Annotated in this window: 29 protein-coding genes and 1 riboswitch; of the genes, 22 read left to right on the top strand and 7 right to left on the bottom strand. The window is 44.5% G+C overall.

What is annotated here, in order from left to right:
• Positions 1-425: 425 nt before the first annotated feature.
• A riboswitch (cyclic di-AMP (ydaO/yuaA leader) is annotated at positions 426-562 on the top strand.
• Between the two features lie 3 nt (positions 563-565).
• Entirely contained in the window at positions 566-1,357 is a 792-nt protein-coding gene (locus tag DESDE_RS12190; protein WP_014794325.1) for a C40 family peptidase, read from the top strand.
• 135 nt (positions 1,358-1,492) lie between these two features.
• Here DESDE_RS12190 and DESDE_RS22075 read toward each other — a convergent pair whose 3' ends face one another.
• Together DESDE_RS22075 and uvrC are read right to left on the bottom strand one after the other, a co-directional pair.
• On the bottom strand, positions 1,493-1,648 hold the full coding sequence (locus tag DESDE_RS22075; RefSeq protein WP_014794324.1) for a hypothetical protein: 156 nt from the start codon (positions 1,646-1,648) through the stop codon (positions 1,493-1,495).
• Entirely contained in the window at positions 1,638-3,413 is a 1,776-nt protein-coding gene (gene uvrC / locus DESDE_RS12185; protein WP_014794323.1) for an excinuclease ABC subunit UvrC, read from the bottom strand. Before uvrC ends, DESDE_RS22075 begins: the two co-directional genes overlap by 11 nt.
• A 176-nt stretch (positions 3,414-3,589) precedes the next feature.
• Between uvrC and DESDE_RS12180 the strand changes: the two genes are divergently transcribed.
• Positions 3,590-4,153, top strand: a complete 564-nt coding sequence (locus DESDE_RS12180) for a hypothetical protein (protein WP_014794322.1) — start codon at positions 3,590-3,592, stop codon at positions 4,151-4,153.
• A gap of 25 nt (positions 4,154-4,178) precedes the next feature.
• Here DESDE_RS12180 and DESDE_RS12175 read toward each other — a convergent pair whose 3' ends face one another.
• Positions 4,179-4,622, bottom strand: coding sequence for a DMT family transporter (locus DESDE_RS12175; protein WP_014794321.1), 444 nt, complete (start codon positions 4,620-4,622; stop codon positions 4,179-4,181).
• A gap of 129 nt (positions 4,623-4,751) precedes the next feature.
• On the opposite strand from DESDE_RS12175, the gene DESDE_RS12170 reads away from it, so the two are divergent.
• The 5 genes from DESDE_RS12170 (at position 4,752) to DESDE_RS12150 (ending at position 9,409) form a co-directional block, all read left to right on the top strand.
• A complete protein-coding gene (locus DESDE_RS12170) occupies positions 4,752-5,123 on the top strand; it encodes a hypothetical protein (RefSeq protein WP_014794320.1) in 372 nt (123 codons plus the stop codon).
• Between the two features lie 194 nt (positions 5,124-5,317).
• A complete protein-coding gene (locus DESDE_RS12165; protein WP_014794319.1) occupies positions 5,318-6,583 on the top strand; it encodes an MFS transporter in 1,266 nt (421 codons plus the stop codon).
• Positions 6,552-7,046: a metallophosphoesterase family protein gene (locus DESDE_RS12160; RefSeq protein ID WP_172637618.1), complete on the top strand. Its 495-nt coding sequence runs from the start codon at positions 6,552-6,554 to the stop codon at positions 7,044-7,046. The genes DESDE_RS12165 and DESDE_RS12160 overlap by 32 nt, the downstream gene beginning before the upstream one ends.
• 102 nt (positions 7,047-7,148) lie before the next feature.
• Positions 7,149-9,146, top strand: coding sequence for a hypothetical protein (locus DESDE_RS12155; protein WP_014794317.1), 1,998 nt, complete (start codon positions 7,149-7,151; stop codon positions 9,144-9,146).
• Positions 9,143-9,409 carry an EscU/YscU/HrcU family type III secretion system export apparatus switch protein gene (locus DESDE_RS12150; RefSeq protein WP_014794316.1) on the top strand — a complete coding sequence of 89 codons (267 nt, stop codon included), beginning with the start codon at positions 9,143-9,145 and terminating at the stop codon, positions 9,407-9,409. Before DESDE_RS12155 ends, DESDE_RS12150 begins: the two co-directional genes overlap by 4 nt.
• 111 nt (positions 9,410-9,520) lie before the next feature.
• On the opposite strand, the gene DESDE_RS12145 is transcribed toward DESDE_RS12150, so the two are convergent.
• Complete coding sequence (locus DESDE_RS12145; RefSeq protein WP_014794315.1) at positions 9,521-9,835, bottom strand: hypothetical protein; 315 nt, start codon at positions 9,833-9,835, stop codon at positions 9,521-9,523.
• A gap of 227 nt (positions 9,836-10,062) precedes the next feature.
• On the opposite strand from DESDE_RS12145, the gene DESDE_RS12140 reads away from it, so the two are divergent.
• A complete protein-coding gene (locus DESDE_RS12140; protein WP_014794314.1) occupies positions 10,063-10,326 on the top strand; it encodes an antibiotic biosynthesis monooxygenase in 264 nt (87 codons plus the stop codon).
• Between the two features lie 223 nt (positions 10,327-10,549).
• A complete protein-coding gene (locus DESDE_RS12135; protein WP_427846211.1) occupies positions 10,550-11,185 on the top strand; it encodes a hypothetical protein in 636 nt (211 codons plus the stop codon).
• 89 nt (positions 11,186-11,274) lie between these two features.
• Here DESDE_RS12135 and DESDE_RS12130 read toward each other — a convergent pair whose 3' ends face one another.
• Complete coding sequence (locus DESDE_RS12130) at positions 11,275-11,985, bottom strand: hypothetical protein (protein ID WP_014794312.1); 711 nt, start codon at positions 11,983-11,985, stop codon at positions 11,275-11,277.
• A 175-nt stretch (positions 11,986-12,160) separates the two neighbouring features.
• On the opposite strand from DESDE_RS12130, the gene DESDE_RS12125 reads away from it, so the two are divergent.
• From DESDE_RS12125 to DESDE_RS12105, 6 genes are all read left to right on the top strand, one after another.
• Complete coding sequence (locus DESDE_RS12125) at positions 12,161-14,947, top strand: helicase C-terminal domain-containing protein (RefSeq protein ID WP_014794311.1); 2,787 nt, start codon at positions 12,161-12,163, stop codon at positions 14,945-14,947.
• 155 nt (positions 14,948-15,102) lie between these two features.
• A complete protein-coding gene (gene pssA, locus DESDE_RS12120) occupies positions 15,103-15,630 on the top strand; it encodes a CDP-diacylglycerol--serine O-phosphatidyltransferase (protein ID WP_014794310.1) in 528 nt (175 codons plus the stop codon).
• 256 nt (positions 15,631-15,886) lie between these two features.
• On the top strand, positions 15,887-16,237 hold the full coding sequence (locus DESDE_RS12115) for a hypothetical protein (RefSeq protein ID WP_014794309.1): 351 nt from the start codon (positions 15,887-15,889) through the stop codon (positions 16,235-16,237).
• Positions 16,238-16,539: 302 nt separating this feature from the next.
• Positions 16,540-16,998: a hypothetical protein gene (locus tag DESDE_RS12110; protein WP_014794308.1), complete on the top strand. Its 459-nt coding sequence runs from the start codon at positions 16,540-16,542 to the stop codon at positions 16,996-16,998.
• A 196-nt stretch (positions 16,999-17,194) separates the two neighbouring features.
• Positions 17,195-17,341 (top strand): hypothetical protein, encoded by a 147-nt coding sequence (locus tag DESDE_RS22070; protein ID WP_019850660.1) that lies wholly within the window; start codon positions 17,195-17,197, stop codon positions 17,339-17,341.
• A 21-nt stretch (positions 17,342-17,362) separates the two neighbouring features.
• Positions 17,363-18,247 carry a DUF1858 domain-containing protein gene (locus DESDE_RS12105; protein ID WP_014794307.1) on the top strand — a complete coding sequence of 295 codons (885 nt, stop codon included), beginning with the start codon at positions 17,363-17,365 and terminating at the stop codon, positions 18,245-18,247.
• A gap of 90 nt (positions 18,248-18,337) precedes the next feature.
• Here DESDE_RS12105 and DESDE_RS12100 read toward each other — a convergent pair whose 3' ends face one another.
• Positions 18,338-18,523, bottom strand: coding sequence for a ferredoxin (locus DESDE_RS12100; protein WP_014794306.1), 186 nt, complete (start codon positions 18,521-18,523; stop codon positions 18,338-18,340).
• 131 nt (positions 18,524-18,654) lie between these two features.
• Here DESDE_RS12100 and DESDE_RS12095 point away from each other — a divergent pair, with 131 nt between their 5' ends.
• On the top strand, positions 18,655-19,158 hold the full coding sequence (locus DESDE_RS12095) for a GNAT family N-acetyltransferase (protein WP_014794305.1): 504 nt from the start codon (positions 18,655-18,657) through the stop codon (positions 19,156-19,158).
• Between the two features lie 287 nt (positions 19,159-19,445).
• Entirely contained in the window at positions 19,446-20,240 is a 795-nt protein-coding gene (gene spo0A, locus DESDE_RS12090) for a sporulation transcription factor Spo0A (protein ID WP_014794304.1), read from the top strand.
• A gap of 106 nt (positions 20,241-20,346) precedes the next feature.
• On the opposite strand, the gene DESDE_RS12085 is transcribed toward spo0A, so the two are convergent.
• Positions 20,347-20,742: a hypothetical protein gene (locus DESDE_RS12085; protein WP_014794303.1), complete on the bottom strand. Its 396-nt coding sequence runs from the start codon at positions 20,740-20,742 to the stop codon at positions 20,347-20,349.
• 456 nt (positions 20,743-21,198) lie between these two features.
• On the opposite strand from DESDE_RS12085, the gene DESDE_RS12080 reads away from it, so the two are divergent.
• The 5 genes from DESDE_RS12080 to DESDE_RS12060 all read left to right on the top strand — a co-directional run bounded on the left by DESDE_RS12080 (position 21,199) and on the right by DESDE_RS12060 (position 26,880).
• Positions 21,199-22,116, top strand: a complete 918-nt coding sequence (locus DESDE_RS12080; protein ID WP_014794302.1) for an ABC transporter permease — start codon at positions 21,199-21,201, stop codon at positions 22,114-22,116.
• Between the two features lie 12 nt (positions 22,117-22,128).
• Positions 22,129-23,172, top strand: coding sequence for an ABC transporter permease (locus DESDE_RS12075; RefSeq protein WP_014794301.1), 1,044 nt, complete (start codon positions 22,129-22,131; stop codon positions 23,170-23,172).
• Between the two features lie 15 nt (positions 23,173-23,187).
• Positions 23,188-24,195: an ABC transporter ATP-binding protein gene (locus tag DESDE_RS12070; RefSeq protein WP_014794300.1), complete on the top strand. Its 1,008-nt coding sequence runs from the start codon at positions 23,188-23,190 to the stop codon at positions 24,193-24,195.
• The gene (locus DESDE_RS12065) at positions 24,188-25,168 is read left to right on the top strand and encodes an ABC transporter ATP-binding protein (protein ID WP_014794299.1); all 981 of its coding nucleotides are present in this window, start codon (positions 24,188-24,190) and stop codon (positions 25,166-25,168) included. Before DESDE_RS12070 ends, DESDE_RS12065 begins: the two co-directional genes overlap by 8 nt.
• 77 nt (positions 25,169-25,245) lie before the next feature.
• Positions 25,246-26,880 (top strand): peptide ABC transporter substrate-binding protein, encoded by a 1,635-nt coding sequence (locus DESDE_RS12060; RefSeq protein ID WP_014794298.1) that lies wholly within the window; start codon positions 25,246-25,248, stop codon positions 26,878-26,880.
• Positions 26,881-26,979: the final 99 nt, after the last annotated feature.

Raw genomic sequence — 26,979 nt, 5'->3', positions numbered from 1 at the left:
TCTGTCTATTGGCCGATGGACTTAAGTTGCCTGAAATTCTTTTCTGCAAAAGAGGCTAGACTGTCACGGAGCGTTAAGGAAAACTTCTAGAGCGAAAACTAACGAGGATTAAAGTGCGTTCTTAGTGGCGATCAAGTGCTGGAGCTGGCAACATTCTAGACTGAGGGAAAAGGGAAACCGCCTAACAGGAAACTGAAGGAGCTCAGTGGGAAAACCTACTTGACCTATGGCGCAATATTTATTCGTTGGTGTCCTAAGGCTCAAAGGGCAACACCTCTCGTAAGAGAGGTGTTTTTTGTATAGTATACTTCATGTGCACAGAAAAAAAGCTGTTGAATAGATATAAATAACATCAGTTTCCAAGATTATAGGCTTTTGCCATTATTTACGTGGAGGAATAAGGAAATTTTCGGCGAATACTACATAAGAAATGTGGGCTGAATCTAAACCATATGTTTAGAGCGGGGGACTATCTTTTGGGGTGAATCGCAGTCATGCGTAGGGCTTACACCTTGTTGCCCGAATCCGTCAACTAACCTCGTAAGCGACGAAAGGTGGAAAATTCATGGACTCTTCCTCTAAGAGGGGGTGGATTGCCAGTGTGGTGTTGTCCGGCACCTTATTGGTTAGCAGCCTCCCGGGAACCTATGTGCCGGGAAATGCTGCTGAGCTTGTTACAGGTTCAGAATCTATTCTCTTAAGGAATGCTTCATCGTTTAAGGCACAAATGGTCTCCAGTACATTACTATCCGATATCATCCAAGTAGAGAAAGAGGATATGATCCTGCAGCCTAGGCTAGCAGCGACCTTAGCTTTTTCTTCAGAGCCTATAGTAGCCGATACAGATAACCAAAAGGAATCACTGCAATTTTCAAAGGCGGAGAGTGAAGATACCGTCACGACACCTGAGGAAATGACGATAACGGCCTTAAGAGATCAGGTCTCGAAACAGGCCGCAGCGGCTCCCTCCCAGGAAATCTCTCGTGGCGGCAGTTCCAAAGCTGAGGAGATTGTCAGCAATGCCCAAAGACTTATCGGTATCCCCTATGTGTTTGGAGGAACTACTCCAAATGGTTTTGATTGTTCCGGCTTTACCCAATACGTCTTTGAGGGGTCGGAGATCGACTTGCCACGAACCTCATATTCACAATATGAAATTGGAACAGCCGTCAAGAAAGATGAGCTTCAGATTGGGGATTTGGTATTCTTCTCTACCTATGATAGCGGGGCATCTCATGTGGGAATCTACATAGGTGGTGGAAGCTTTATCCATGCCTCCAGCACCGGCATTAAGACCACAGGCTTATCGGATAGTTATTACGCCGGTCGTTACCTTGGAGCCAGGAGAGTTTTTTAATTCATGGTCTTGTTATAGGGACAAAAGGAGTATCGCATAACTGCTTTCTTTAAAGTAGTTTGCGATACTTCTTTTTACTCTAAGGACCATCTTTTCGGACCTGAACTAAATTACCAACCGATTGGTAATTTAGCTTTAATAAGGTAGCCAAGGCACCAGTCTATAACTCTTGCATTCCCCTCCCGGTTCCGCCGGTGTCCGATTATGGATATAGAGGTCGGTCTTTCCGCATTGTTTCGTCCGCTTATAATAGCATTGACGGCATAGTTCGACACGGTAATTAAGAATCATGGTTTTCCTCCTTATGAGGGTTGAAATGTTCATATACCGCGAGAGCTGCCGGGGAAGGAAGACCGGATTTTTGAAGTTCCTCCACAGTGGCTAGGCGGATAGTATCCATGGATTTAAAATATCTCAAGAGCTGTTGCCTTCTCTTGGGACCGACACCCGGTATTCCATCCAACTCGGAAAGGGTCATGCTTTTAGCCCGTTGTTGCCGATGGAAAGTAATAGCGAATCGATGGACTTCATTTTGAATCCGTTCCATCAAACGAAAACCGGCTGAACGGCGATCCAAGGAATGGATTCGGCCAGCGGAGTCGATTAAAGCCGAAGTTTGATGCTTGTCGTTTTTGACCATGCCGGCAACAGGAATCGCGGCCTTTAAGTTGCGGAGAGCATCCAGGGCTGCATTAATCTGTCCCTTGCCCCCATCCACCAGGATAAGATCAGGAAGAGGAAGGCACTCCTGCTGAAGACGGGCATAGCGGCGCTCAATCACTTGGTGCATGGATGCGGTATCATCTATATTGGGCATGGGTTGAATCTTAAATTTGCGATATTGACTGCGGTTGGGTTTGCCATCAAGAAACTGAATCATTCCGGCCACACTATGGGTGCCGGCGATATTGGAAATATCAAAGGACTCGATGGTGCGGAGGGAAGGAATGCCTAAGGCATTGCCGATTTCCTCCAAAGCTTGTGTGCATTCGGTCAAGTTTCGTATTTCGATGGAAATCTGCTCATGTAAGGTGGTTTGAGCATTTTCCATAGCCATTTGCACCAGATCTCGCTTTTGTCCTTTTTGCGGCACGATCATCGGAAAAAGCTTTGCTAATACACTAATATCCAGAGGAGGGAGGAGAATTTCTTGAGGGAGAGCAGAACTTTCTGTGTAGAACTGAGCCAGAAAGGAGACAAAAGCTTCTTCCGGTTCTTCGTAATAAGGGAAAATGAAATTGTCACGAGACAGAAGTTTTCCCTGGCGCAAATAAAAGATCTGAATACAGAGTTGATCTCGGGTATAAGCATACCCTACCACATCCCGATCCACAAAGTCGTTTAAGGTGATGTTTTGTTTCTCGCCTACTTTTTTGAGATCCTCGATAAGGTCGCGGTATTCTTTTGCCCTTTCAAATTCCAGGTTTTCCGAAGCGTCTTTCATTTTTTTCTCCAGGGACCTAAGAATTGCTCCCTGATCACCTTTAAGAAAAGTAGCCGCTTCTTTACGTATTTTGTCATAAGATTCTTTGGGGACATCCTCCTGACAGGGGCCTAAGCATTGCCCAAGATGGTAATAGAGACAAGGTTTGCCCGGAATCTGCCGGCATTTACGAAAGGGAAAGAGGCGATTGAGCAGTCGGGCAGCTTCTTTAGCCGCTGTAGCATTGGGGTAGGGGCCATAGTATTTCCCCATCCCTTTTTTTACTTGCCGTGTCACCAAAATCCGAGGATGTGCTTCATCGGTAATGGTTATAAAAGGGTATGTTTTATCATCGCGTAATAGAATATTATACTTTGGATTATGCTTTTTAATAAGGTTGCACTCTAAGAGTAAAGCTTCCACCTCAGAATCGGTAATAATCGTTTCAAAATCCGCAATCAAGCTAATCATAAGCTGGGTTTTTCCATTATGGGACCCGGTAAAGTAGGAGCGGACTCTGTTTTTGAGAATCTTCGCTTTCCCTACATATATAATTTGGCCGGATGCATCTTTCATTAGATAGACACCTGGCTTATCCGGTAATAAACTAAGTTTTTCCCGAAGTATCTCCATTTTTTGAACACCTCGGTATTATTCTAGTCGGAGATCACCGGTAATGCAAGTCTCCTTAACAGTATGGGAGCTATCTTTGAACTTTAGTAATCTATCCTGCCCTGGGACAAACATATCGGACATCGTTCATTCGTATAGTTATTAATAAGGTCATGATAAGATAAGGAGGGGTATATATGCCGAATTCTTGGGGGCGGCCTCCGCGGAATGAGCAATGGCAGGATATACAGGCTTTGGCCTTTTGGGTACTCCTTATTGGAGTAGGAGCGTTTATTCTTTTTCCCAATTTTTTTAGTGACGTTTATTCACGTCTTACCGATCCTGCAGCCCAGTTGGTAGATACAACCACTGGAACTTATGATCCCGGTTATGATGGATACACTACGGGTGATTCCTATTCCACAGACCGCTACACGGATACACCCTCCAATTACCTCTATTCCACGGGGAATGCTTACGGGTCTTATGGTTCTTCGACTACGTCACTTTATCTCGGCAATGAAGTTGCCACAGGCTATTGGGTGCTTTTTGTGGCGGATGGGGATTTTAAACAACTTTCAGTGACCAGCGAGGCGTATACTTTTCTTTTACGTTTGATCGAAAGAGATCAAACCGGAGAGGGGAAGAATACTCTGATTTTAGCCGCCAATGGTCAGATCCGGAAGTTCACCGTGACCAATGAAATTTATCAGATCGTGACCAATATGGCGGCTATTGAGACACGTGCAAAATCAGGATAAGAGCATGGAAACTCTAATTATTGGGTTAATTAAAAAGAAGTTTTGCTCCAACGGCAAAGAGCAATAACCCAAGAAATTGCCAGGGGTTCCAGGCGAGACGTTCTGCACCAAAAAGTCCTAAATGATCGATAATTAGTGCGGCCCCTACTTGACCTATGATGATAGCTGTAGTTGCATTACTTACCCCAATCTTTGGAATGCTTAAGGCGACTAAACCTACAATGACTACACTAAGAACCCCACCGAGGTAAAAGTACCAAGGAATGGATAGCCAGTTATAATCTAGTAGGGGGACTCTAGTGACCATTACGGCAATTAGCCCGATCACTGTGCCGATGATATGTACAACCAAAGTAGCGGCTAAAATGGAAGTCTTTTGGTAAAGTCCGGAATTCAAAGTGCCTTGAATAGCCATTGCAATGCCGGAAAGTGCAGCTATAACTGCCGGTAGAGATATAAATTTATTCATGAAAACCTCCAAATTTAAATTTTGATGGAAATGGTCATCTTCACCAAGTTCGACAAGAAGTAGTTCGTATTTCAAATTAAGCTCAAGGGGAAAATGAAGTTGTAAAGAAAAATGAAAAGAGGTGGCGTCGTGGAAATCGACTATAATTTGGTACAACGGGCCCAGATGCTGCTTACTCTTGATCATCCTCTTTCTCAAGTACGGGACATTTTACTTAGGGAAGGATATCCTCAAGAACAAGTGATAGAACTGATAGATGCCACTGAAGAGGTGCTCAATTATCTAATTCCTCCGGAATATGATGAAAATAAAATAGGTATTGATATTTTGCACCCCGGTGAAACTAGGTCGGGAAGAAAGCCCGGTGTCGATATCCTGATAGATAAACATACAGGTAAATTAAGCTTAATTACCCCGCAATATCAAGAGACTTGGAAGGTGGCCAATGAAGTACGTAAAGCCATCAAAAAACAACAATCTCTAGGTCGATACTACCACTAGACTTCCTTTAAAGGGCGAGCAAATTGCTACGCCTTTTTTTATATCCTTAGTTAATGCTATTGTTTTCTGTAACTCATTAAATTATGTTATAATTTTTATTAAAGATATGTATCCGGCTGTAAGTACTTCTTGGGGCATCTGCGGCGATGCTCTTTATTTGGTTGAAGTATAATTAGGGTTAATCGAGGTCAGACATGAGAAATTTACCTAGGCATAATTCCTTATATCGAGTATTTCCAGCACTCAGTCATAGCTCATTCCGTTGGTTTTGGGGTGGACAGATTATTTCACTGATTGGGACATGGACCCAAAATATAGGTCAAGCCTGGTTGGTATTGCAGTTAACCAATTCACCTTTTTTGCTTGGGTTGGTAGCCGCCATGCAATTCGTACCTACCATGTTGTTCTCCCTACATGCCGGAGCTTGGATTGATCATTTACCTAAACGTAAAGTACTGATTGCAACACAGACCATTATGATGATTTTAGCCTTTGCTTTAGCTTTTTTAGTGGGTTCGGGTTCGCTTCAATATTGGATGCTTCTAATTATGGCGTTCATTCTTGGCGTGTCCAACACAGTGGATGTTCCAACGCGCCAATCCTTTATTATTGAATTGGTAGGGAGGGAACATTTAGCCAACGCTATTGCCCTGAATTCCGCGATTTTTAATGCTGCTCGTTTAGTAGGCCCTGCCATAGCCGGAGTGATCATGGGAGTATGGGGACCGATGTGGTGTTTCTTGATTAATGGTTTTAGTTTTATTGGGGTTTTAGGAATTTTAATCTTTGTTCCCTCCATTCCTCATCAAGAAAAGGTCGCTCCTAAAAAAGAAACCTTGGGGAAAGATATTCTTAATGGGTTGAACTATATAAGAAAAACCCCCTCTATTTTTATGGTTATCATTATGATGGGCTTTTTGAGCACCGTTGCCATGAATTTCAATGTACTTGTTCCTGTTTTGGCCAAAATTGATTTGCAAGAAGGGGCCTTGGGATATGGACTCTTAATGAGCACTTTGGGATTTGGTGCCCTTATCGGCGCTTTAACTGTGGTCATAAAAAGTGCGGAAGGCCCACAACCTCTTTTACTTTTAGTGGGAGCTTTTGGACTGGGGATTTTCAATGTGGTTGTAGGATTGCAGAATACTTATCTTTTAAGTGCATTTTTCTTAGCCTTTCTCGGTTGGTCCATGATTGTTTTTTCTGCTTCAGCTAATTCAATAATCCAAATTACAGTGGACGGTGAATATCGAGGGAGAGTAATGAGTGTTTATAGCCTCGTTTTTGGAGGTATGGTTCCCATAGGAAGTGTTTACGCCGGGACATTATCCGATTTTTGGGGAGCGAAGGTCACCTTTGTAATTAGTGGAATTCTCACATTATTATTTATGTGTGGGATTGTCTTTTTACTAAGGCGTTATCGAAAGGATGAAGGTCATGAGAATAGCGGTCTTATCTGATACCCATCTAAGGGCAGGTCAGACCTTGCCAAGATGGGTATGGGAACAATGTGATGGGGTGGATCTGATTATCCACGCCGGAGATGTAGTGTGCCCAAGTCTCCTGAGTGATTTGGAGCAGATTGCTCCTTTGGAGGCAGTTCAGGGAAATTGTGATGGATGGGAGTTGGCACGCTTACCACATAATAAGATCATCACCTGTGGAGAGATTACAATAGGAGTGACCCATGGAGTATATGGGCCGGGACGTTCGACTCCAGAGAGAGCTATGCGGACCTTTGATCAGGATAAGGTGGACCTTATAATCTTTGGGCACAGCCATATCCCTTATCAGGAAAAGCAAGGGAGGATATTACTGTTTAATCCTGGATCTCCCACGGATAAACGAAGGCAGCCTAAGTATTCTATGGGAATGATTTGTATTGAAGACAAAGTGATTAAAGCCCAACATATTTATTTTTAAGGAGCTAAACCAATGCCTACAAGTTGCCGATATACTATCTGGGGTAATAAAAAAATTCAACGACGGGAAGAAGGACTAATTCATTTGGGAGTGGGATAATTCGTGGAACTACAAGGTCTAGGGTCAATTAATCTACCACTGAAAAATCAAGGGATTCAACCTGGTCAGAGATTTTTTATCGAAGTAATCCAGAAAGATCCCAGTGGAAAAGCACAGATTCGCATTGCAGGACAAGTTGTCCCAGCTTTATTGGAAATCTCTGTTCAACCCGGAGAGAAATTTTGGGCAACAGTACATAAGATTGACGAAAGTGGTATTGTACTTGCAAGGGACAAAAGCACTAATACGGATAAAGCTACCCTACTAGATTCTCAAGGAATAGGGCGCTTATATATTGAGTTCGGAGAAAACAAAGAGAATTCACTATCGAATTTGTTGCGCCAATTTCTTAGTGATGGGAAAGGTGTCCCTTCGTCCAGCGATGGAAAGGGCGCTCCGGTGCCCAGCGACGGAAAGGGCGCTCCGGTGCCCAGTGACGGAAAGGGCGCCCCGGTGCCCAGTGACGGAAAGGGCGCTCCGGTGCCCAGTGACGGAAAGGGCGCTCCGGTGCCCAGCGACGGAAAGGGCGCTCCGGTGCCCAGTGACGGAAAGGGCGCCCCGGTGCCCAGTGACGGAAAGGGCGCTCCGGTGCCCAGTGACGGAAAGGGCGCTCCGGTGCCCAGTGACGGAAAGGGCGCCCCGGTGCCCAGTGACGGAAAGGGCGCTCCGGTGCCCAGTGACGGAAAGGGCGCCCCAGTGCCCAGCGACGGGAAGGGCGCCCCGGTGCCCAGCGATGGAAAGGGCGCCCCGGTGCCCAGCGATGGAAAGGGCGCTCCGGTGCCCAGCGATGGAAAGGGCGCTCCGGTGCCCAGTGATGGAAAGGGCGCTCCGATGCCCGGCGATGGAAAGGGCGCTCCGGTGCCCAGCGATGGAAAGGGCGCTCCGGTGCCCAACGATGGAAAGGGTGTCCCAGTATCCAGTGATGGAAAGGGTGTCCCAGTATCCAGCGATGGAAAGGGCGCTCCGGTGCCCAGCGACGGGAAAGGTGCACCAGTGCCCAGTGATGGGAAGAGTGTCCCAGTGTCCAGTGATGGAAAGGGTGTCCCCGTAGCCAGCGACAAGGGCGCTCCAGTGCCCAGCGATGGGAAGAGTGTCCCCGTATCCAGCGACGGAAAGGGTGCTCCGGTGCCCGGCGATGGAAAGGGTACTTCAGTGCCCAGCGATGGGAAAGGTGTCCCCGTGTCCAGTGATGGAAAGGGGAACCCTATGTCCAATGAGGTAAAGATCATACAGACAAACGAAGGTAAAAGCGTAAATACTCTTGATAGTGCTCAAAATGATTCTAATGACGAGAGAATAAGCCTTACAGGCAAAGAACTCATTACCTCGTTTGTAAATAACACCGTCCCGCAGTGGTCTAATTTAAGCAAAGATGGTTTTATGCAGCTCTTTCTCCTGTTTAGGGGGCTGGGTTTGGATTATGAACGCAGACTTAAGAATTTAGATACTACTAAAGAAAATGAAAAAAGCAATTTACAAGCAGACCTTAAGAAAAGCCTTAAAGGGATTCTCCTTTCCTTACTTACAGGGGATTCCGATGGTGATGAAAAGTCTCATGCCTCCAATCTTCTTGAACGCTTAACCGGGCAGCAGATCCTTTTGCAGAGGGGGAGTTCAGAAGCCCCCTTCTATCTAATGGAAATTCCTCTTCAATCCGACGGAGAACTCTATAATCAAACTTTAGCCATTAAAGCCTCTCGAAAGGGTAAAAAACTGGATTTGGATCATTGCCGCCTGGCCCTTCGTGCCGAGACTCCTACATTGGGTGAACTAGGCATTGAAGGATGGATATATGAAACCCAACTAACTCTTAAAGTGCTGAGTGATAATCCAGACTATCTGCAGTCTTTAGTGGGAGAAAATTTCGCCCATACCCGTGAAATTTTTAGTCAGATGGGAATGAGTCTGCAGCCTATCACCGTGGGACCGCTCAAGACAGCGGATGAATTCCATCGTTTCCTTAAGGGAGAACTGCGTGAGGGGGTGGATTATCAAGTATGAGAGAGAAAGCCGCTGCTCTCGCCTATGACCAAAGTGGTGCACCTAAAGTGGTTGCGAAAGGTACTGGAGAAGTTGCTCGCAAAATTATTGAACAAGCTATCGAACATGGAATTCCTATCCAAAAGGATGAGGTTCTTGTGGAGACTCTCATGAGGGTGGAATATGGTGAAGAAATTCCCCCTCAGCTCTACCAAGTTGTGGCTGAACTTTTAGCTTTCGTTTACCGTCTTGATAAGCTTGCCAGGGGGCATGTAAAGAGTTGACTAGATAAATAATTAAGGCATTCAACCAGTTCATAATCCTGATTGAATGCCTTAATTATTTACACGCCTTAACTTGTTGAGAGTTGGAATTATAATTTTTCTGTATGCAAACTATGCATCGATCGGTTGCTTTTTGAGGTTTAATTGTCGCCTGGCTAAGACGGCAGCTACTTGCTCAGTATCCCCAAGTTGGACTCCGTTAAGACGCCATTCCCGAAATGTTTGCCAAAATTGTTGTTCGGAAATGCGCCGGGTATAACGCTCAGATTCATCATCATATGGCCAAAAAACATCAACCCAAAGGGTTCCCCGATTGGTAAGTACGAGTACAAAATGATTTAATTCAGGGGTTTGGGACTCAGTATTGCGCATGAGGATATGGGATCGACCGTTAGGGAAGTCTGTTTTTAAATAAACTAACTTCATCAGGATCCTCCTTGTCACACATTGATGTGATTCACAAATCAAGTATAGCACTTTAAGAAGCAAAAAACGATGACTGCAAGAATTTTCTTCACCATAATTGAAAACCTTGCAAAATAGTCTATGTGGAACAAGGAAAAAAGTGAAGTGTTCGTAATTTTTTGTATGATCGATTAGGAGTTGGGATAAAATAAAAAATGAATAAAACGTTTGTTCAGGGAGGTACCACCATGCTTACTATCGTTCATACTTTTGATGCCCCCGATCGTGATCGGTTATTATCGGATATTCGCAGCGGTCTGGATACTTTAGAACAAGTCGGAGGATTTAAATACGCCAGCATCAATGAACAAACCAATTCCAATGAGATTATGGTGATGACCAAATGGGAGAATCTCAGTGCCTACGAAAAATGGGCGGCCACAGTTGGAGAAAACAAAGCCTTTAAACAGGCCACCCCGCAGCTGTTTGATATTATTGATGAGAAATCTTAAAAGAATGATGTGAGAATATATCAACGTAGAAAAGGAGACAAAGCTGGTTCTCCTTTTCTTGATATATAGATAGCCTTCTAAACTTATGGCAATAAAAAAGTAGAATAGGCAGATACGAGCACAAAAATTTTGTAGCAAATTTTTTAAAAATTTAAAATATTATGAGGATTTTTCTTTGGGATTTGTGTATAATATGGATAGACTAGATAGAAAAAATATGGGGGTGTTTAGGTTGAGGATAGCCTTAGATGTCAATCCGGTAAAAGAATGTCAAAGCTGTACCCAACGTGATGAGCGGGAGGTATCAGCTCATATTCTTGCCTACCAAATCGCGCACCAGCTTCTGTCAAGTGTACCGGGACAAATTCAAGTGGATGGAAGTCGGCTCATTCTTAATCTCCAGGAACACGACCCCCTCCATTTTGATTTGCGCTCGGGATCTTTACATGCAAGAAATTTGAATATTCCACTTGAACAACGGTACCGCAATGAAAAAAGTCTTGAAGAATTAGCAAGGCAGATCAAGGAAGAAATTCAAATTACTCCCCTTGATACAAAGCATCAAATCGACCCTTTGGCAACTTTAATCGTCAAACTTATTGAAATTTACCATGCTCGATGTGGACTGCATATTTCGTCAGTACAATGTCAAGAAAACAGAACGATATGGGAAGTTAAATTACACGAAAATGGCCCAAGCGGCTGGATACAAAGTGACGGTGTGTTGCGCAATCGTTTTGGAGAAGAAGTAAACATGTCAGAATGGATGCACCTACGGCCTGAAAAATTAGCGATGTATGTATTTGGATTCAATCGATTCTGTCGCCATTTTCCCAGTCCGGTCAAACCCAATCATTGATGATTTAAATTGTCGTAAATACAACAAGAAGCCGCTGTTAAGCGAGCTTCTTGTTTTTACTATCTTTATCCGATAAATAGAGTCTTAACCTATCCGTTGCCGGGTATTTGTTCGGTTTTCTGCTGCATTTTTAAGAATTCTATGAAAGCCGATTGGAGATTAGGATTAGGAATCCCTTGCAGGATGATGTTTTGATTTAATAGGACGCGACCAGGATACTTCCCTATGACTTCAATCTGAATAGATGTTATATTGAGAGTCTTGATCTCATTATCAATGAGCAGTGCAAAGGGTTTCATCTCGGGAAAAGTTGCTTCCAAAAGGATGGTTTCGGTAGACTCACCGAGCAGGCTGCTGAGGTTTTCATTCAACCTTTCGTCATGGATAACACTACGGGCGGTCTTGACATCCTCTTTGGCCTCAATCAGGTCCTTTGCCGGTTCGAAGGCATTGATAGGGATAAAGGTTCCTTCTCCGGATGGAACAAGAGAGGCTTCTAAGTGTTTAGGTGGGCTTAAGCCGAGGTCATCTTGGACTATGGCTTCACCGGACTCTAAGCTGGGGATAGAATGGAGGTCTCCTAAGACAAAGGAGGCTTCGACCAGAAGCTTCTGCATGACAGCGATATTGGAATTCCATGTTAATTGAATAGGAGTTTTCTGTACCGTTTGATCTGAAGAAATGGAAACGATGCTGTACATGCCATCTTTAGTTAAAAAAGGTCGATCTGCGCAACCGCTTAAAATAAAGACCAATAGCATGATACATATCATTGAAGATATCCTACGGAGCTTATTCAAGGTATACTTCCTCCCGAACCTGTAGAAATACGAGGTATAATTTTTGCTAAAGAATTTTCTTCAAAATGACAATTACTATTAATTCGCTTTATAAAAGCTAAACCCTTCTTTTGAAGTCTTGCATTGATTCCTTGTGCAAATGTGTGTAAAATGACTTTCAGAAAGGGGCTCATTGATGATTAAACGAAAAATAGTAGTTGTTGATATTGAAACCACTGGATTTGATATCTATAACGATGAAATCATAGAATTTGCTGCCTTGAGCATTGAAGAGGGGAAAGAAGCGGAGACTTTTAGCGCTTTAATCTCACCCCGAAGGCAAGTCCCGGAACGAATTTTACGACTAACGGGTATCTCTCAAGAGGAATTAAGGCAAGCCGGTTCCCTTCAGACTTATCGTGATAAGATCCTAAATCTTTTCCAAAATGCCATTATCGTGGGGCATAATGTTGAGTTTGATTTAGGATTTCTTGAGCACGCCTTAAATATTCATTTTGAAAACACTCTCTGGGACACTTTGGAGATTACCCGAATCCTTTACCCTAATATGAATAAGTATAAATTAGGTGATCTAACCAAGAGCCTCGGTTTGACACCCTTGGTAAAGGCCCATCGGGCTTTGTCGGATGCGCAGGCTGCTTGGGAACTATTACAAGCCTGCTGGGAAAAAGGATTGACTTTGGATTTGGGTTTCTATCAAAGAGCCCTTGCCATTGCCGGCAATTCACGGGTAACCGGCTTTCTTCGGGAATTAGAGAAAACCACCAGGAGGAAATTCCCCGAACGGCTGATACCAACCGATTTGGTGCTTTATAATCAGGATTTAGGCCTTTTTGAAGAGCAGAAGGACGAAGAACCCTTCTCAGAAGATATAGGGTGGATTGAGAAGTGCTTTTCTCAAGGGGGAATCTTGGAAAATAAGCTGAAAAGTTATGAAAGCCGTCTTGGTCAGTTGCAGATGGCCAAAGCCGTGGGTGAGTCCTTGATAAGCTCTACCCATATCGTCATAGAAGCCGGAACAGGTACAGGGAAATCCTATGCTTATTTAATTCCCAGCCTTTGGTGGTCTAAAACAACAGGGAAAAAAGTCGTGGTGGCTACTCATACCATTCCTTTACAGGAGCAGATTTTTAAAAAAGATCTCCCTATTCTTGCTCAAGTTTTACCTTTTTCCTTCCGTGGAGTCTTATTAAAAGGAAAATCAAATTATATATGCTTGAAAAGATGGTTGTCAACCCTGAGCATCACTACGGAATTAGACCCTGGTGAGCGTCTGGTCCTCCTGAGCATTATGGTGTGGCTTAGAGAAACCACCACTGGGGATTGGCAGGAGGTCTCACAAATCCCAAACCTGGGAAAGATATGGGGGAGCCTGAATTGCGAGGAAGAGAGCTGTATACCTGGAAAATGCTCTCAAGCCAATCGCTGTTATATGCTGCAGGCCCGCAAGCGTGCTGAAGAGGCTGACTTAATCATCGTCAATCATTCTTTGCTCTTTTCGGATATTAGGACAGATAGGAATATTTTGCCCGAATACCACGAATTGGTCGTAGACGAAGCCCACCATCTCCATCAATCGGCTTTAGAGCAATTAGGGAATGAGATTAGTCTGGAACAGATTTCCCGAGTCCTTAATCTGCTCAGCCGTTCTATGGCAGGAAGTTTCTACGGGAATGTTAAAGCAAGAGCTCAATTGTGGGAACGCATTCTTTCTGTGGCCCTTTGGGAACGTTTTCGTGGATACCTTGAAAAACTACCTGAAGCCTGTGACGAACTCTATCAACAGGCTGAAGAGCTCTTTGCAACCTTTGAACAAATACTAGGGAAGGAACTTTCCTATCGATTAACGGTTCACTGCCATAAGGAAAGATGGTGGCAAACTGTAGCTGTGCAAATCGAAAATTTGTTAGGGCGGCTTAAGGTCATAACTGACTTACTTAAAGCCATGATTAATCTTCTCGATTCTCAAGATGATGAGGACTCAGCAGCTCTGGCCCATGAGATTTCTGGACGAATACGGAACCTTGAAGAGATGAGAGAGTGTTTCGTTCTTGCACAGCAAGTAGACCAACTTACTCGGGTCAGCTGGCTGGAACAAAGCAATCGAATTTTACTGAAAACCTCTCCAGTGGATGTGAGCTCCATTCTTAAGGAGAAACTGTTTGCACCTCTGGATTGTGCCATTTTGACTTCCGCAACCATAAGCATTTCCAATTCATTTCAGCATTTTTTGAGGGAAATTGGTTTAAATGAAAGTACGACATCTTTACTGGTGGATTCTCCCTTCGATTATGATCATCAGATGCAGCTTATGGTCGTAAAGGATTTAGTGGATGTGGATCAAGATGAATTATTTGATATAGAAAAAGTAGCGCTTTTTATATCAGAGGTATCTGAGCGCATGCAGGGAAGAACTCTGGTGCTTTTTACCTCTCATCGCTTTTTGCGGGAGATTCACTTGCCTTTGAGCCGCTACCTAGAAGGTTCTGGGATTGAACTGCTGGCTCAAGGAATAGATGGAGGACGTCAGGCCATTCTCGAAGCATTTCTTGATAATCCCAAGAGTGTTTTATTGGGAGCCAGCAGCTTTTGGGAAGGTATCGATATCCCAGGGGATAAGTTGTCCTGTGTCATTCTCATAAAATTGCCTTTTGGACCCCCTAATCGCCCACTCATCGCCGCACGGTCAGAATATCTTGAAGCACAGGGAAGAAATCCCTTTTATGAGTTTCTTCTTCCCGAGGCTGTACTTCGTTTTAAACAAGGTTTTGGCCGCTTGATTCGCTCCAAATCGGATCGAGGGCTTGTTATTCTATGCGATGGCAGAGTAATTCATAAGCGATATGGGAGATATTTTTTGAGTTCCCTGCCGGTCAGAACTCATATTCGAACCAGTAGGTCGCAGATTCTCGACAAAATAGATAGTTGGTTTGACGAGGAATATCAAAAGGAATTGCTTTAATAATTAAAGAAAAGATGATAAACTTAAGCATGATCACTGTGAAGCTTCGTTACCTTATAATGGAGCCAGGAAAAGATGTAAGATGTTCTCCCATCAGATGGAGATGATAAGATGAGACAAAGTCAGGTTAGAAAATGTTGGGAGAGTGAAGTTGTGTGAGTGGTAAGTCCATTAAAGTGGATATGATCCCCAGTGTTTTTACACTAGGGAATTTGTTTTTTGGATTCTTGGCGATTCTTTGGACCATGAATGGTGAATATAAAATGGCTGCCGGGTTCATTTTATTCTCCGTTCTTATGGATAGTATGGACGGTAAGGTAGCCCGTAAGCTTTCCGTGAGTTCAGATTTTGGCAAGGAACTGGATTCTTTATGTGATGTGGTTTCCTTTGGTGTAGCTCCAGCGGTTTTAACTTATAAAGTCCTGCTGGCAGCGCATATGGGATTTTGGGGTATGCTTCTTGCTGCTGCTTTCGCCATGTGCGGAGCAGTTCGTTTGGCTCGGTTTAATATTCTCAACATAACCACCCATTTTTTGGGCGTACCTATTACTTTTGCCGGCGGGTTCATGGCTTTATTGATCCTTTTTCATAAAAGCCTGCCTTGGGTAATTTTTCCTGTGGCTTTGGCAGTATTGGCATTTCTCATGGTCTCCACAATCAAGGTCCCGAAGCTGGGGAAATAGCTGATTCTGCTGTGATTATCAAGGGACAAGGTTTTAGGTATCGTGCGGGTACAGAGTATTGCTCTGTACCCGTTTTTGTTTCGCTATCAGAAAGCATAAACTTGCGTTATATGCTTTCTAAGCATAAGGGCAACCAGCGACTTCGCCCCACTGGAGATATAGGTCAAAGGCTGGGCGAAGCCGGGTTTTCTTTATCACCCATTCAAGGATCTTTGCATATAGTATGGCACGGAAACACTTGTATGGAGGGAAAAGCATGGATAATCAACAAGTGAATTGGGCCAATGTGGGATTAAGAATGGTGCAAGGGTTAACAACCGTTATTGATGCTGCTCGACAACTTGATGCTCAAGAGGCTTCTTTAGTTATGAAATTGTTGGGAAAAACCTGTATGAAAACAATGAAAGAAGGGGTAGGCCATCAATTTGGTATCGCTTTAGTAGAAACCAGTGCTCAATTAGCTATGCGAGATAAACTCGTTGTTGAGGATGTATTAAGAATTATTAGCTCAATTATCGGACGACTTTACTTCACAGCCAGTACTGAAGACGAAAAACTACTTGTTGCTCAATTGGAAGAGGCAGTGAAAAATTACCAAATTATTTAAGTCCCATCAGATGGCCTATCGCATAAACTTATTAAGAAGGAAAGAGGTGATCTGAATGAAGGTTTACTATGTCCGCCTGCCTGAGTTCGTACTCAGCTTCCTCCGCAAGGTATTCAATTAAGTCTAGCAACTATGTTAGTAGGATTAAAAAATAAAAATTACTTAAGACATGACATGAAAGCGGGTTCCCTCCTATAGATATAAAGTAGACTTGTCTTCAGGTGGGGTTGCGCCCCAACTGAAGCTTAGTCGCCCTTATCCTCTGTGAGGATAAAGTAGGAAGACAAGCAAGGAGGGAAAACATGACTCGAAGTCGTTATGTCTGGATCATGGGAGTAACACTCATCTGTTTACTGGGGATAGTTGCCTGGAAATCTCCTCAAGCTGTAATGGTGTCCCTAACTCAACCCCAATATGCCGATTCACCACGGGCGGCAGTACAACGTTTTTGGGGCTATCTGGACACAAGGCAACTGGAATTGGCAGAACAACTGCTTGTAGCAAAGGAACTAAATCCACTCGGGCAACAGGAATTTGAATTATGGAAGACTCAGGTTAGAAATAATCCCTTAATTAGCCTGAAAAAGTTGGGAATAGCAGATTCCCCAGATCCCAATAGTGTGATGGTCAATGTAGAATGGACCTCGCCGATCAAGGAAAAAATTGTTCAAACTTATGTGATGCAAACTCAATCCACTTCCGAAGGATGGAAGATCATTCAAATTCAAAAAGTCGATGTTCAATCCTTAGCCCTTCTATAAGTAACGCGCCTTGGAGCGCGTTTTTTTATGCTTATCAGGTTTTCCTGTTTAAGTATATTTCCTCTCAGAAAGGTTTAAACTGAGATGTGAAATGAAAAAAGTGTTCAAAAAAACACACTAAGGAGTGCTGTAGGTCACATTGGAGTGGATAAAGTTCTGCTAGACTTAAGCCATAATTACTAAGGAGGATATGAACATGGCCGATACGAAAAAAGAAAACATCGAGCAGGAATGCTCCCATTGTGGAACAACCAGTGAGCTTACACCCGTCATAACTTATGTACATCAAGGGGATGAGAAGCATGTTTGTGTGCATTGTCTTCCCATGTTAATTCATGGTTAAAAGATATCGAGGTGTTTTAAAATGAAATTTACATTAGAAATGAAACTTAAGGACATCATGGCCACCAACCCCAAAACGGTTGAAGTAATGCAGGAATTAGGGTTGCATTGCCTGGGCTGTCCTTTTTCAGTAAACGAAACCCTGCTTAATGCTGCACAAATGCATAAACTCGACCCTGAAAAGCTTCTGGAGGCTGTTAATTCAGTGGAGCAGGGGGAAATGTCCGAAGCAGCTAAAGCCAAAGCCCAACCTAAGGGTGCTATATTGCAAATGGATAAAAAAACCTACGCCATCGCCCCACATATTCCGGCAGGGGTAGCGACTCCTGAAATATTGCGAAAGATTGCCGATGTGGCGGAAAAATACAATGCTGCAGCAATTAAGGTGACTTCCGCCCAGCGGATTGCCATCGTAGGCTTAGCCCCGGAAATCATCCCTAATGCATGGGAGGATTTGGGTATGGATCCTGGACATGCTGTGGGACTGTGTGTTCGCAGTGTCAAGGTATGTCCGGGTATAACCTTCTGTAAGCGAGGGCTGCAGGAAACTCTGGGCATCGGTATGGAAATTGATAAGCGCTACCATGGTATGTCCCTGCCCGCCAAATTTAAAATAGGGATTGCCGGTTGTCCTAATAAATGTACCGATTCTATGAATGTGGATCTAGGGATTATGGGAACCAGCAAGGGATATCATGTCTATGTGGGTGGCAACGGCGGAGTCAAACCTCGCAGGGGGGATTTGCTTCTGGAGAATCTCCAATCCGATCAACTCGTTCCTGTCATTGATGCGGTAATGGATTATTTTAAAGAGAATGCCAAACCTCAAGAGCGTATAGGTCGGCTTATTGATCGCGTAGGTTTGGAAGAATTGCAAAAAGCTACTCAAAATGTTGTGAACGCCTAAAGCGGATAATAGAAAATTAACAAACAAATGAGAGCAAAAAACACGGGGCGTATCCAAGTGATACGCCCCCTGTGGTACTATAGAGTAGTATTAGTCAAGATGGATAGCATCTGTTGGGCAACCATCCGCAGCTTCCTGTGCGGATTCTTCCAGCTCACTGGGAACGGGGTTAACATATGCCTCGGCAAGGCCTTCGTCGTTCATGCGGAATACTTCAGGACAAATGGATGCACAAGCACCACAACCAATGCAATTTTCATCTACTGATGCAGTCATTATAAATAGACCTCCTTTGCTAAACTCAACACTAAATGTTCCCTTATTTTAAAGTTGTTATACATAGTTAATGGAGTATATCCCCTGGATTCTCTTTATAAAGACATACTATGAAAGGATGAGAAAGGAATATGGAAGTACGATTTGTCCTGCGCAAAGCCCAATATAAGGATATAGAGCAAATAAACGAAATATATAATTGGGCTGTCTTAAATACGGTAGCAACCTTTGATATGGAAGAGCGTTCTTTTGTGGCAGCAGAAGCCTGGTTTGATATGCATCAAGATCCCTATTATCCGGTGTATGTGGTGGAAAGCCAAGGACAGGTCATAGGGTGGGGGAGTCTATCTCCTTTTCATCCACGGCCGGCCTATAAACAAAGTGGAGAATTTTCCATCTATATTGCTTCTGGGTGGACCGGTCAATCCCTGGGGGATACGCTTCTGAAGGTCCTTTGTCAAGAGGCGAAAGAATTAGGATACCATACTCTATTGGGTCTTATTACTTCGACCAACGAAAAAAGTATTTCTTTAGCCAAAAAGCATGGTTTTTTTGAAGCAGGAAGATATCGGGAAGTCGGGACAAAGTTCGGGCAATGTTTGGATGTCATGGTCTTGCAAAAAATTTTCAACTAAATATTTTGTATGAATTTTCTAGCATATTCGTGAATAATCATGCGGGATTGACTCTTCTGGGGAAATATGGTATAAAATAACGAGATTTAATTTACATAAATATCCAGCAACCCCCTTATTTTTAAGACTTTAAGAATTATTGGTTAATTATGCGGTTTACTTATTTTTTACGATTTCGACATCCTAGCTAACGTATAATAAGGTCACCGGCAGAAGACAAGAGAGAATTGACATTATAGCAAGATATAGGGACCGGAAAATTACCATAAGGCAGGATGATAAGTAAAATGGGAAGAAAAATCAAAATTGTCGTCGCTGACGATAACCGTAATCTATGCCAAATGCTGCAGGATTTTCTCCGAAGTCAGGACGATCTCGAGGTGGTAGGGGTAGCGTATAATGGAGTCGAGGCATGGGATCTGATTCAATCGCAGGAGCCGGATCTTGTCATAATCGATTTGGTTATGCCGAGCTTAGATGGGTTAGGTGTTTTAGAAAGAATAAACGGGCGAACAACGGCTTCACGCCCGAAAGTGATCATGCTTACGGCCTTTGGCCAGGAATCCCTGACCCATCAGGCCATGGTACTCGGCGTAGATTATTTTATTCTGAAGCTCTTTGATCTGGAAATTTTGGGTAAGAGGATCCGTAGTTTAACCCAAAGTGTGCCTTCCTCATCAGCTCCTATGACTTCAACAGTGAATGCTGTGACCAATGCAGGTACAAGTGTTAATTTAGGAGCAGAAGTCACGAATATGATGCATCAAATCGGGATTCCAGCCCATGTCAAGGGCTATCAATACATAAGAGATGCGATTCTCATGGTTGTTGAAGATGTGTCCTTATTGGGAGCGGTAACCAAAGAGCTCTATCCGGCCATTGCGAAAAAGTATGATACAGCTCCCAGCCGTGTGGAACGAGGTATCCGGCATGCCATCGAATTAGCATGGGAACGGGGACATACAGAGACTCTAAAACGTATTTTTGGCTATTCCATGAATATAGAACGGCAAAAACCAACAAATTCAGAATTTGTTGCCCTTCTTGCTGATAAGCTGAGAGTTATGAGCAAGGTGAGTTAGAATTAGTAATCAAAATTGCGCTAATGTTAACACAATGTTTTTGCCCGCAAACACTCCTATTCAATTGAATGGGGGTGTTTTTTTATGCCTAATTCTTCACGGCTCCTCAAAACTTATATTTGTAATAGGATAGTTTCAACTGGTTAGCAATTGCTGCTATTCCAAAACCCGCGGTCTTTAATGAATTACCGACTACTAGTAGTTTTGTTCCTCTAGTCAATACGGGGGAGGTCTCTTCGTTTGAGGTTGACTTTAATTCTTCTAAGCGAATAATCGCTACATGGGTGAAGAGTATACTTGCTAGGAAGAAAAGCCAACTCGCTGCTGTGATAGACAGGGCAGAGTCAACTTCCTTCGTTTTAGCCTTTAATCCTTTTTCTGTGAGAAGTGATTCTTCCCCTTGGTAGTTCGATATGAAGGCCAATATCGTACCTAAAAGAAAGAGAAAATCTCCCGTTCTTTCTTCATAGATTAGGATCAAATCTAGATTTTCATTCGCCACAGCTATCACTTCCTATACTTATAATTATTCATTAGGATATGCTGTGGACTCTGGTGAAGATACCTTTCGCCAGAACAGTTTATTCTTAATTTCATAAAACGAAAATATTAACATGATCAAAGTAATAAAAAAATTATAAAAGACAATAATTGTAAAAAATGGTTTGGCGCCATTCCCTCATTTTTAGGGGAATGCCGACTGTCACGCAAGGGTACAAGCTTGTTCTGGCCGTCGATACGATAGGCTTCGAGAGTTTTTTTTCAATGTGTATCTGCTTTAAGGAGAAGCTTCGAGAGGGTTTTTTACGTTTCTATTCTAATTGACAAAATTAACTCTGATTGTTAAAATTGACTCGCGTCTGTGTTAAAATAAAATAAAAGTCGGAGCAAGTGTTGTAATTAAAAATACTTTGTAAATGGGGAAAGGTTTATGAAAAGAGCGAGGGAGTATTAGGGAATGATAAAATACGTTATTAAGCGAATTATTCTGGCAGTGATGACGATCTTTATGGTTGCGACCATAACTTTTTTTCTAATGAACATGGTGCCCGGTGGCCCATTTGTTGCAGAAAAGTCTATTAGTGCACAAGCCCAGGCCGCACTTAATGAGAAATTCGGGTTGGATAAACCACTCATTGTGCAATACAAAAATTATATGCTAAGTGCTGCTCAGGGCGACTTTGGCTTGAGCTTAAAACAACGTGGCCGCACTGTCAGCGATATTATTATCAGCAAGTTTCCGGTATCAGCCAAGCTGGGCGGTATCGCAGTGCTTGCAGCTCTATCGATTGGGATTCCACTGGGAAGCATTGCTGCGCTTAACCGCGGTAAATGGCTCGACGACGTGATCATCGTCATCGCTACCTGCGGCATTGCGTTTCCCAGTTTTGTTATCTGTACCGTAGGCATGTATGTGTTCGGCGTCTACTTAGGGGTATTGCCGACGATGGGCCTCACGACACCGGCCCATTATGTCCTTCCGGTATTTGCCCTTTCCTTCTATCCGACAGCCTATATTACACGACTGATGCGCTCGTCTATGCTTGATGTGATTGGTCAGGACTATATGCGAACAGCTCGTGCCAAAGGTCTTTCCCAGATGAAGAGTCTTTTCAAGCATGCTCTGCGCAACGCGATCCTGCCTGTAATCACTTATGCTGGCCCTATGCTGGCTTTCACCCTGACCGGCAGTTTCATCGTGGAGAAAATCTTTGTCATTCCCGGCTTAGGCGGTCAGTTCGTCAGTTCTATTGTCAACCGCGATTATACGGTTATCATGGGTACGACGATTTTCCTGGCGACACTTGTTATCACCATTAATGCGCTGATAGATATCCTCTATAAATTTATTGACCCGCGCATTCAACTAAAATAAGGAGGGCAGAAAATGACTGAAAAAAATCCGCTTAGCTTACAATTAAAGGTCGAAGATTTTCTGCCTGCAACCGACGCAGAAAAGCAAAGCCTCACTCAGATGCGCCCCGGCGTCAGCTTTTGGAAGGATGCTATGCGCCGACTAAGGAAAAACAAGGTAGCCATGGTAAGCCTTACGGTCATTCTGGTCGTTATGTTTTTTTCTTTTATTGTCCCCAGTTTTTATCCTTATAAATATGAGCAGCAGATTAAGGGTTCCGAGTACCTCAAACCCATGACCTACTCCACCCAAGAACAACTGCGTATTGATGCTGGAGAAAAGGTGTTTCCGCATATTCTGGGAACGGACAACTTGGGCCGCGACTATGCAGTCCGCGTAATGGTAGGCAGCCGTATCTCCTTAATGGTTGGCTTAATCGCTTCCGCAATCATACTGATCATTGGTTCAACCTACGGTGCTGTGTCCGGTTTTTTTGGCGGCTGGGTAGATCTCGCCATGATGCGTATTGTAGATATTATATACACGGTACCGGATATTCTCTTGATCGTACTGATTTCTTTTGCAATTAGAGATCCCTTGAACATCCTGGCCGCAAAGCCCGGTTTCGGGTGGATTCAGACGGTGGGTCCCAATCTCATCAGTATTTTTCTGGTGTTTGCCCTGTTATATTGGGTGGGCATGGCGCGGATTGTCCGCAGCCAGGTGCTTGCCCTTAAGCAGAATGAGTATGTGACCGCGGCCAGAGCCCTGGGTGCCGGTACTGGCCGCATTATCCGTAAACATCTTCTGACCAACTGTATTGGGACGTTGATTGTTACCACTACACTGCAGATTCCTTCTTCTATTTTCACGGAGAGTTTTCTGAGCTTCCTCGGTTTGGGGGTTGCTGTTCCTTTGCCTTCTTTGGGTTCTCTGGCTAGTGATGCCCTCAACGGTCTGAATAGTTATCCTTATTTGCTGATGGCGCCGGCCTTGCTGATCAGCCTCATCATTCTTAGTTTCAACCTATTAGGTGATGGTTTGCGGGATGCATTCGACCCTAAGATGAAGAGTTAAGGAAGGAGAAAGATAATGAATGAGTATTTAGTTGATATACGCAACGAGAGGCTCTCCTTCTTTACCCCTGCAGGTGAGGTGAAGGCACTCAATGATGTGTCTCTGCATGTTCGTGAAGGCGAAGTATTGGGTATTGTAGGGGAGAGTGGTTCCGGAAAATCTGTGACTTCATACAGTCTTATGGGCTTAACGGCTCATCCAGGCCGTCTGATCGGCGGCGATCTCTATTTTAATGGGCACCACATCAATAAGATGACGGAACGGGAGATGCGTGAGATCAGAGGGAACGAGGTTTCCATCATCTTTCAGGACCCCATGACCAGCCTTAACCCGGTCTATACTGTCGGTAACCAGATCCGGGAGGTCATTCTTCTGCATACCAACAAAAGCAGGAAGGAAGCCAACGAGCGCGCCCGGGAACTTTTGCAGTTGGTGGGTATTAATGAGCCTGAAAAGCGCTTAAAACAATACCCTCATGAGTTGTCCGGCGGCATGCGCCAGCGGGTGATGATTGCTATTGCTTTGGCCTGCGAGCCTAAGCTGTTGATTGCTGATGAGCCGACGACCGCTTTGGACGTGACGATTCAGGCTCAGATCATAGAACTCATGATGAATCTGAAGGAAAAATTGGGGATGTCCATTATTCTGATCACCCACGATTTAGGTGTTGTGGCCGGTATGTGCGACCGCATTGCCGTGATGTATGCCGGCAAGGTGATAGAATCCGGCACCACGGATGAAATTTTCTATCAACCATCTCATGAATATACCAAAGGCTTGCTCCAGAGCGTGCCCAATATAAACGACCGAGATCATAAGCAGTTGGTGCCGATTGAAGGTTTGCCGGTGGACATGCTAAATCCTCCGGCGGGGTGTCCTTTTGCTCCCCGCTGTCGTTCATGCATGAAAATCTGTCTGAGTAGTATGCCGGCCTATACCCGACTTAGTGAGGAACATTACAGTGCATGTTGGCTCCTAGATAAAGCAAAATTTGAAGGCCAGTCGGAGGTTCAACATGATTGAAAACAATAAATTGCTGGAAATACAGCACTTGCAACAGTATTTTCCGGTTAAGAGCGAAAAGCTGTTTGAGAAAAAAGTTGTCAAAGCTGTGGACGATGTGTCCTTCCATATCAATAAGGGTGAGACCTTGGGCCTCGTGGGCGAGTCCGGCTGTGGAAAGACGACGACAGGACGAACTTTGCTGCGGCTTCATGAACCCACTGGGGGAAAAATTTTCTATGAGGGAAAAGATATCACCCATGTGAATATGCTGCCTTACCGGCGGAAGATGCAGATCGTCTTTCAAGACCCCTACGCAAGTCTTAATCCTCGCATGACGGTAGGGGACATTGTGGGTGAGGCCATCGACATTCACCGTTTGGCAGCCAATGCCCAGGAACGCAGGGAGCGCATTGTAGAACTTTTAAGTCTGGTTGGCCTTAATACAGAGCATGCCAACCGCTATCCTCATGAATTCTCCGGCGGCCAGCGTCAAAGGGTGGGTATCGCCCGTGCCTTGGCTGTGAATCCCGAGTTTATTGTCTGTGACGAACCTATTTCTGCACTTGATGTATCCATTCAGGCTCAGGTCGTCAATATGTTTGAGGAACTTCAGCAGCGTATGGGGCTGACTTATCTGTTTATTTCCCACAATTTAAGTGTGGTGAAGCATATATCCAACCGCATCGGTGTTATGTACCTGGGCAGATTGGTGGAGCTGGCTGACAGCTATGAGCTGACATTTCACAGTGTGCATCCTTATACCCGTAGTCTGATTTCAGCCATCCCTATTGCCGACCCGAAGATTTCCCGCAGCACCCAACGTATAGTGCTTGAGGGCGATGTGCCCAGCCCCGTCAATCCTCCCTCCGGTTGCCGTTTTCGTACCCGGTGCGTTTACGCCGATGAACGCTGTGCCGCAGAGGAGCCGGAGTGGAGAGAGATCTCTGCCGGCCACTTCGCCGCCTGCCATCATCTGGATCGGGTTCAATGATCCCGTCCTCAAAATTATTTGCCGTGCAAAAACGCGGTGAATGATAAATAGTCAAAAGAAAAAAGGAGGAAAAGAATGTGAAAAAAAAGAGTACCTTACTGTTGGTCATCACCATGATCCTATCCCTAACTCTTACCGCTTGCGGTAAACCGTCCACTCCTGCGCAATCTGGCGGGGACAAACCCAAACAGCTTGTTGCACAGATTGGCCCTAATCCCGAGACCATTGATCCTGCTCTGAACAGTGCCGTGGATGGCGGTAACATGCTCCTGTTTGCCTTTGATTGTCTGCTCAATGTGGACAAAGACAACAAGATCATCCCTGGTGCCGCAGAGGATTGGAAGACCAGTGAAGATGGCCTGACCTGGACCTTCTATCTCCGTGAAGGACTGAAGTGGTCTGATGGATCACCTCTAACTGCCAAGGACTTTGTGTACAGCTGGAAACGGGTCGCAGATCCTGCTACCGCTGCTCCCTACGGTGAAACCGTACTGGGTATGGTAAAGGGATTTAAGGAAGCCGCTGCCGGCAATCCCGATGCGCTGGCTGTTTCAGCACCTGATGACAAAACTTTCGTAGTTGAGCTCTCCAATCCTTGCGCATACTTTGATAAGCTGGCCGCTTTCGCGACATTGAGCCCTGTACAACAGGCTACCATTGAAGCCCACGGCGATGCCTGGGCTACCAAACCGGAAAGCTATATCGGCAACGGTCCCTTCCAAATCTCTGAATGGGTGCCCAGCTCCTATATCCTCTTCACCAAAAATCCTAATTACCGCGATCCGGATTCCATCAAGCTGGATTCCATCAAACTGCTCCTGATCGAAGATTCCAATGCTTCTTACGCTGCTTATAAGACCGGCGAAGCCATGATGATCAAGGATGTGCCGACTGCGGAGATTCCTTCTCTTCAAGGCAAGGACGACTTCTATATTGAACCTCTTCTCGGCACCTATTATCTTGACTTAAACAACACCTTGTCCCAGTTTTCAGACCCCCGCGTCCGCATGGCGCTGAGCTTGGCCATCGACCGCAAATATGTGGCTGAAACCCTGATGCAAGGAACCTATACCCCTGCCTCCAATTTCATCGGCACAGGCGTAGCCGACTGGGATGGCAGCAGCTTCATGGACAATGCCAACGGCGGCAAGCCCTATATTGATGTCAATGATTTTGAGGGTAATCTGGCCAAAGCCAAGGAACTTATGGCTGCGGCAGGCTATCCCGATGGTAAAGGTTTCCCGGCCATCACTTATTCCACTAACGATTCTGCTTATCACAAAGTGGTAGCACAATATCTCCAGCAAGCCTGGAAAGAAATAGGCGTCACAACAAATGTTGAGATCGTCGAGTGGGCCAGCTTCACTCCCCAGCGCCGTGCCGGTGATTATCAAACCAGCCGTGACGGATGGCTGTTTGACTACAATGATGCTTCCAATATGCTGGATCTGATGTACAGCACCAATGGCAACAACAATGCTAAGTATAAGAGCGCTGAATATGATGCGCTGATGAATAAAGCTGCTGCAGAAGTCGATCCTAAGACACGTTCCGGTTACTTGCATCAGGCGGAAGATCTCATGATGGCTGATGCTGCTGTCGTACCGGTCGCTTATTACAACGAGTTCTATCTGCAAAGCCCCAAAATTACAGGCTCCTGGCACTCTCCCTATGGCTACTGGTACTTCCAGTACGCTGACATTGTGGAGTAAAGAATTCTGACTTAAATCATATCACCTAGAGCAGGGGCCGCCGACTTTCGGCGGCCTCTCGGTTAAAGAGTTCCCTTTGAATCGAGTGTTTAATGTACG

Source organism: Desulfitobacterium dehalogenans ATCC 51507 (assembly GCF_000243155.2).
Taxonomy (GTDB): domain Bacteria; phylum Bacillota; class Desulfitobacteriia; order Desulfitobacteriales; family Desulfitobacteriaceae; genus Desulfitobacterium; species Desulfitobacterium dehalogenans.
This window is presented reverse-complemented; position numbering and strand designations above follow the sequence as displayed.

Excerpts from the sequence above, each read along its gene's own strand:
- uvrC (WP_014794323.1), bottom strand. The coding sequence starts at position 3,413 with ATGGAGATACTTCGGGAAAAACTTAGTTTATTACCGGATAAGCCAGGT.
- DESDE_RS12160 (WP_172637618.1), top strand. The coding sequence starts at position 6,552 with ATGAAGGTCATGAGAATAGCGGTCTTATCTGATACCCATCTAAGGGCA.
- DESDE_RS12065 (WP_014794299.1), top strand. The coding sequence starts at position 24,188 with ATGATTGAAAACAATAAATTGCTGGAAATACAGCACTTGCAACAGTAT.
- DESDE_RS22070 (WP_019850660.1), top strand. The coding sequence starts at position 17,195 with ATGGCCGATACGAAAAAAGAAAACATCGAGCAGGAATGCTCCCATTGT.
- DESDE_RS12080 (WP_014794302.1), top strand. The coding sequence starts at position 21,199 with ATGATAAAATACGTTATTAAGCGAATTATTCTGGCAGTGATGACGATC.
- DESDE_RS12180 (WP_014794322.1), top strand. The coding sequence starts at position 3,590 with ATGCCGAATTCTTGGGGGCGGCCTCCGCGGAATGAGCAATGGCAGGAT.
- DESDE_RS22075 (WP_014794324.1), bottom strand. The coding sequence starts at position 1,648 with ATGATTCTTAATTACCGTGTCGAACTATGCCGTCAATGCTATTATAAG.
- DESDE_RS12145 (WP_014794315.1), bottom strand. The coding sequence starts at position 9,835 with ATGAAGTTAGTTTATTTAAAAACAGACTTCCCTAACGGTCGATCCCAT.
- DESDE_RS12140 (WP_014794314.1), top strand. The coding sequence starts at position 10,063 with ATGCTTACTATCGTTCATACTTTTGATGCCCCCGATCGTGATCGGTTA.
- DESDE_RS12105 (WP_014794307.1), top strand. The coding sequence starts at position 17,363 with ATGAAATTTACATTAGAAATGAAACTTAAGGACATCATGGCCACCAAC.
- DESDE_RS12095 (WP_014794305.1), top strand. The coding sequence starts at position 18,655 with ATGGAAGTACGATTTGTCCTGCGCAAAGCCCAATATAAGGATATAGAG.
- DESDE_RS12075 (WP_014794301.1), top strand. The coding sequence starts at position 22,129 with ATGACTGAAAAAAATCCGCTTAGCTTACAATTAAAGGTCGAAGATTTT.
- DESDE_RS12070 (WP_014794300.1), top strand. The coding sequence starts at position 23,188 with ATGAATGAGTATTTAGTTGATATACGCAACGAGAGGCTCTCCTTCTTT.
- DESDE_RS12115 (WP_014794309.1), top strand. The coding sequence starts at position 15,887 with ATGGATAATCAACAAGTGAATTGGGCCAATGTGGGATTAAGAATGGTG.
- DESDE_RS12190 (WP_014794325.1), top strand. The coding sequence starts at position 566 with ATGGACTCTTCCTCTAAGAGGGGGTGGATTGCCAGTGTGGTGTTGTCC.
- DESDE_RS12150 (WP_014794316.1), top strand. The coding sequence starts at position 9,143 with ATGAGAGAGAAAGCCGCTGCTCTCGCCTATGACCAAAGTGGTGCACCT.
- DESDE_RS12175 (WP_014794321.1), bottom strand. The coding sequence starts at position 4,622 with ATGAATAAATTTATATCTCTACCGGCAGTTATAGCTGCACTTTCCGGC.
- DESDE_RS12100 (WP_014794306.1), bottom strand. The coding sequence starts at position 18,523 with ATGACTGCATCAGTAGATGAAAATTGCATTGGTTGTGGTGCTTGTGCA.
- DESDE_RS12165 (WP_014794319.1), top strand. The coding sequence starts at position 5,318 with ATGAGAAATTTACCTAGGCATAATTCCTTATATCGAGTATTTCCAGCA.
- spo0A (WP_014794304.1), top strand. The coding sequence starts at position 19,446 with ATGGGAAGAAAAATCAAAATTGTCGTCGCTGACGATAACCGTAATCTA.
- DESDE_RS12110 (WP_014794308.1), top strand. The coding sequence starts at position 16,540 with ATGACTCGAAGTCGTTATGTCTGGATCATGGGAGTAACACTCATCTGT.
- DESDE_RS12125 (WP_014794311.1), top strand. The coding sequence starts at position 12,161 with ATGATTAAACGAAAAATAGTAGTTGTTGATATTGAAACCACTGGATTT.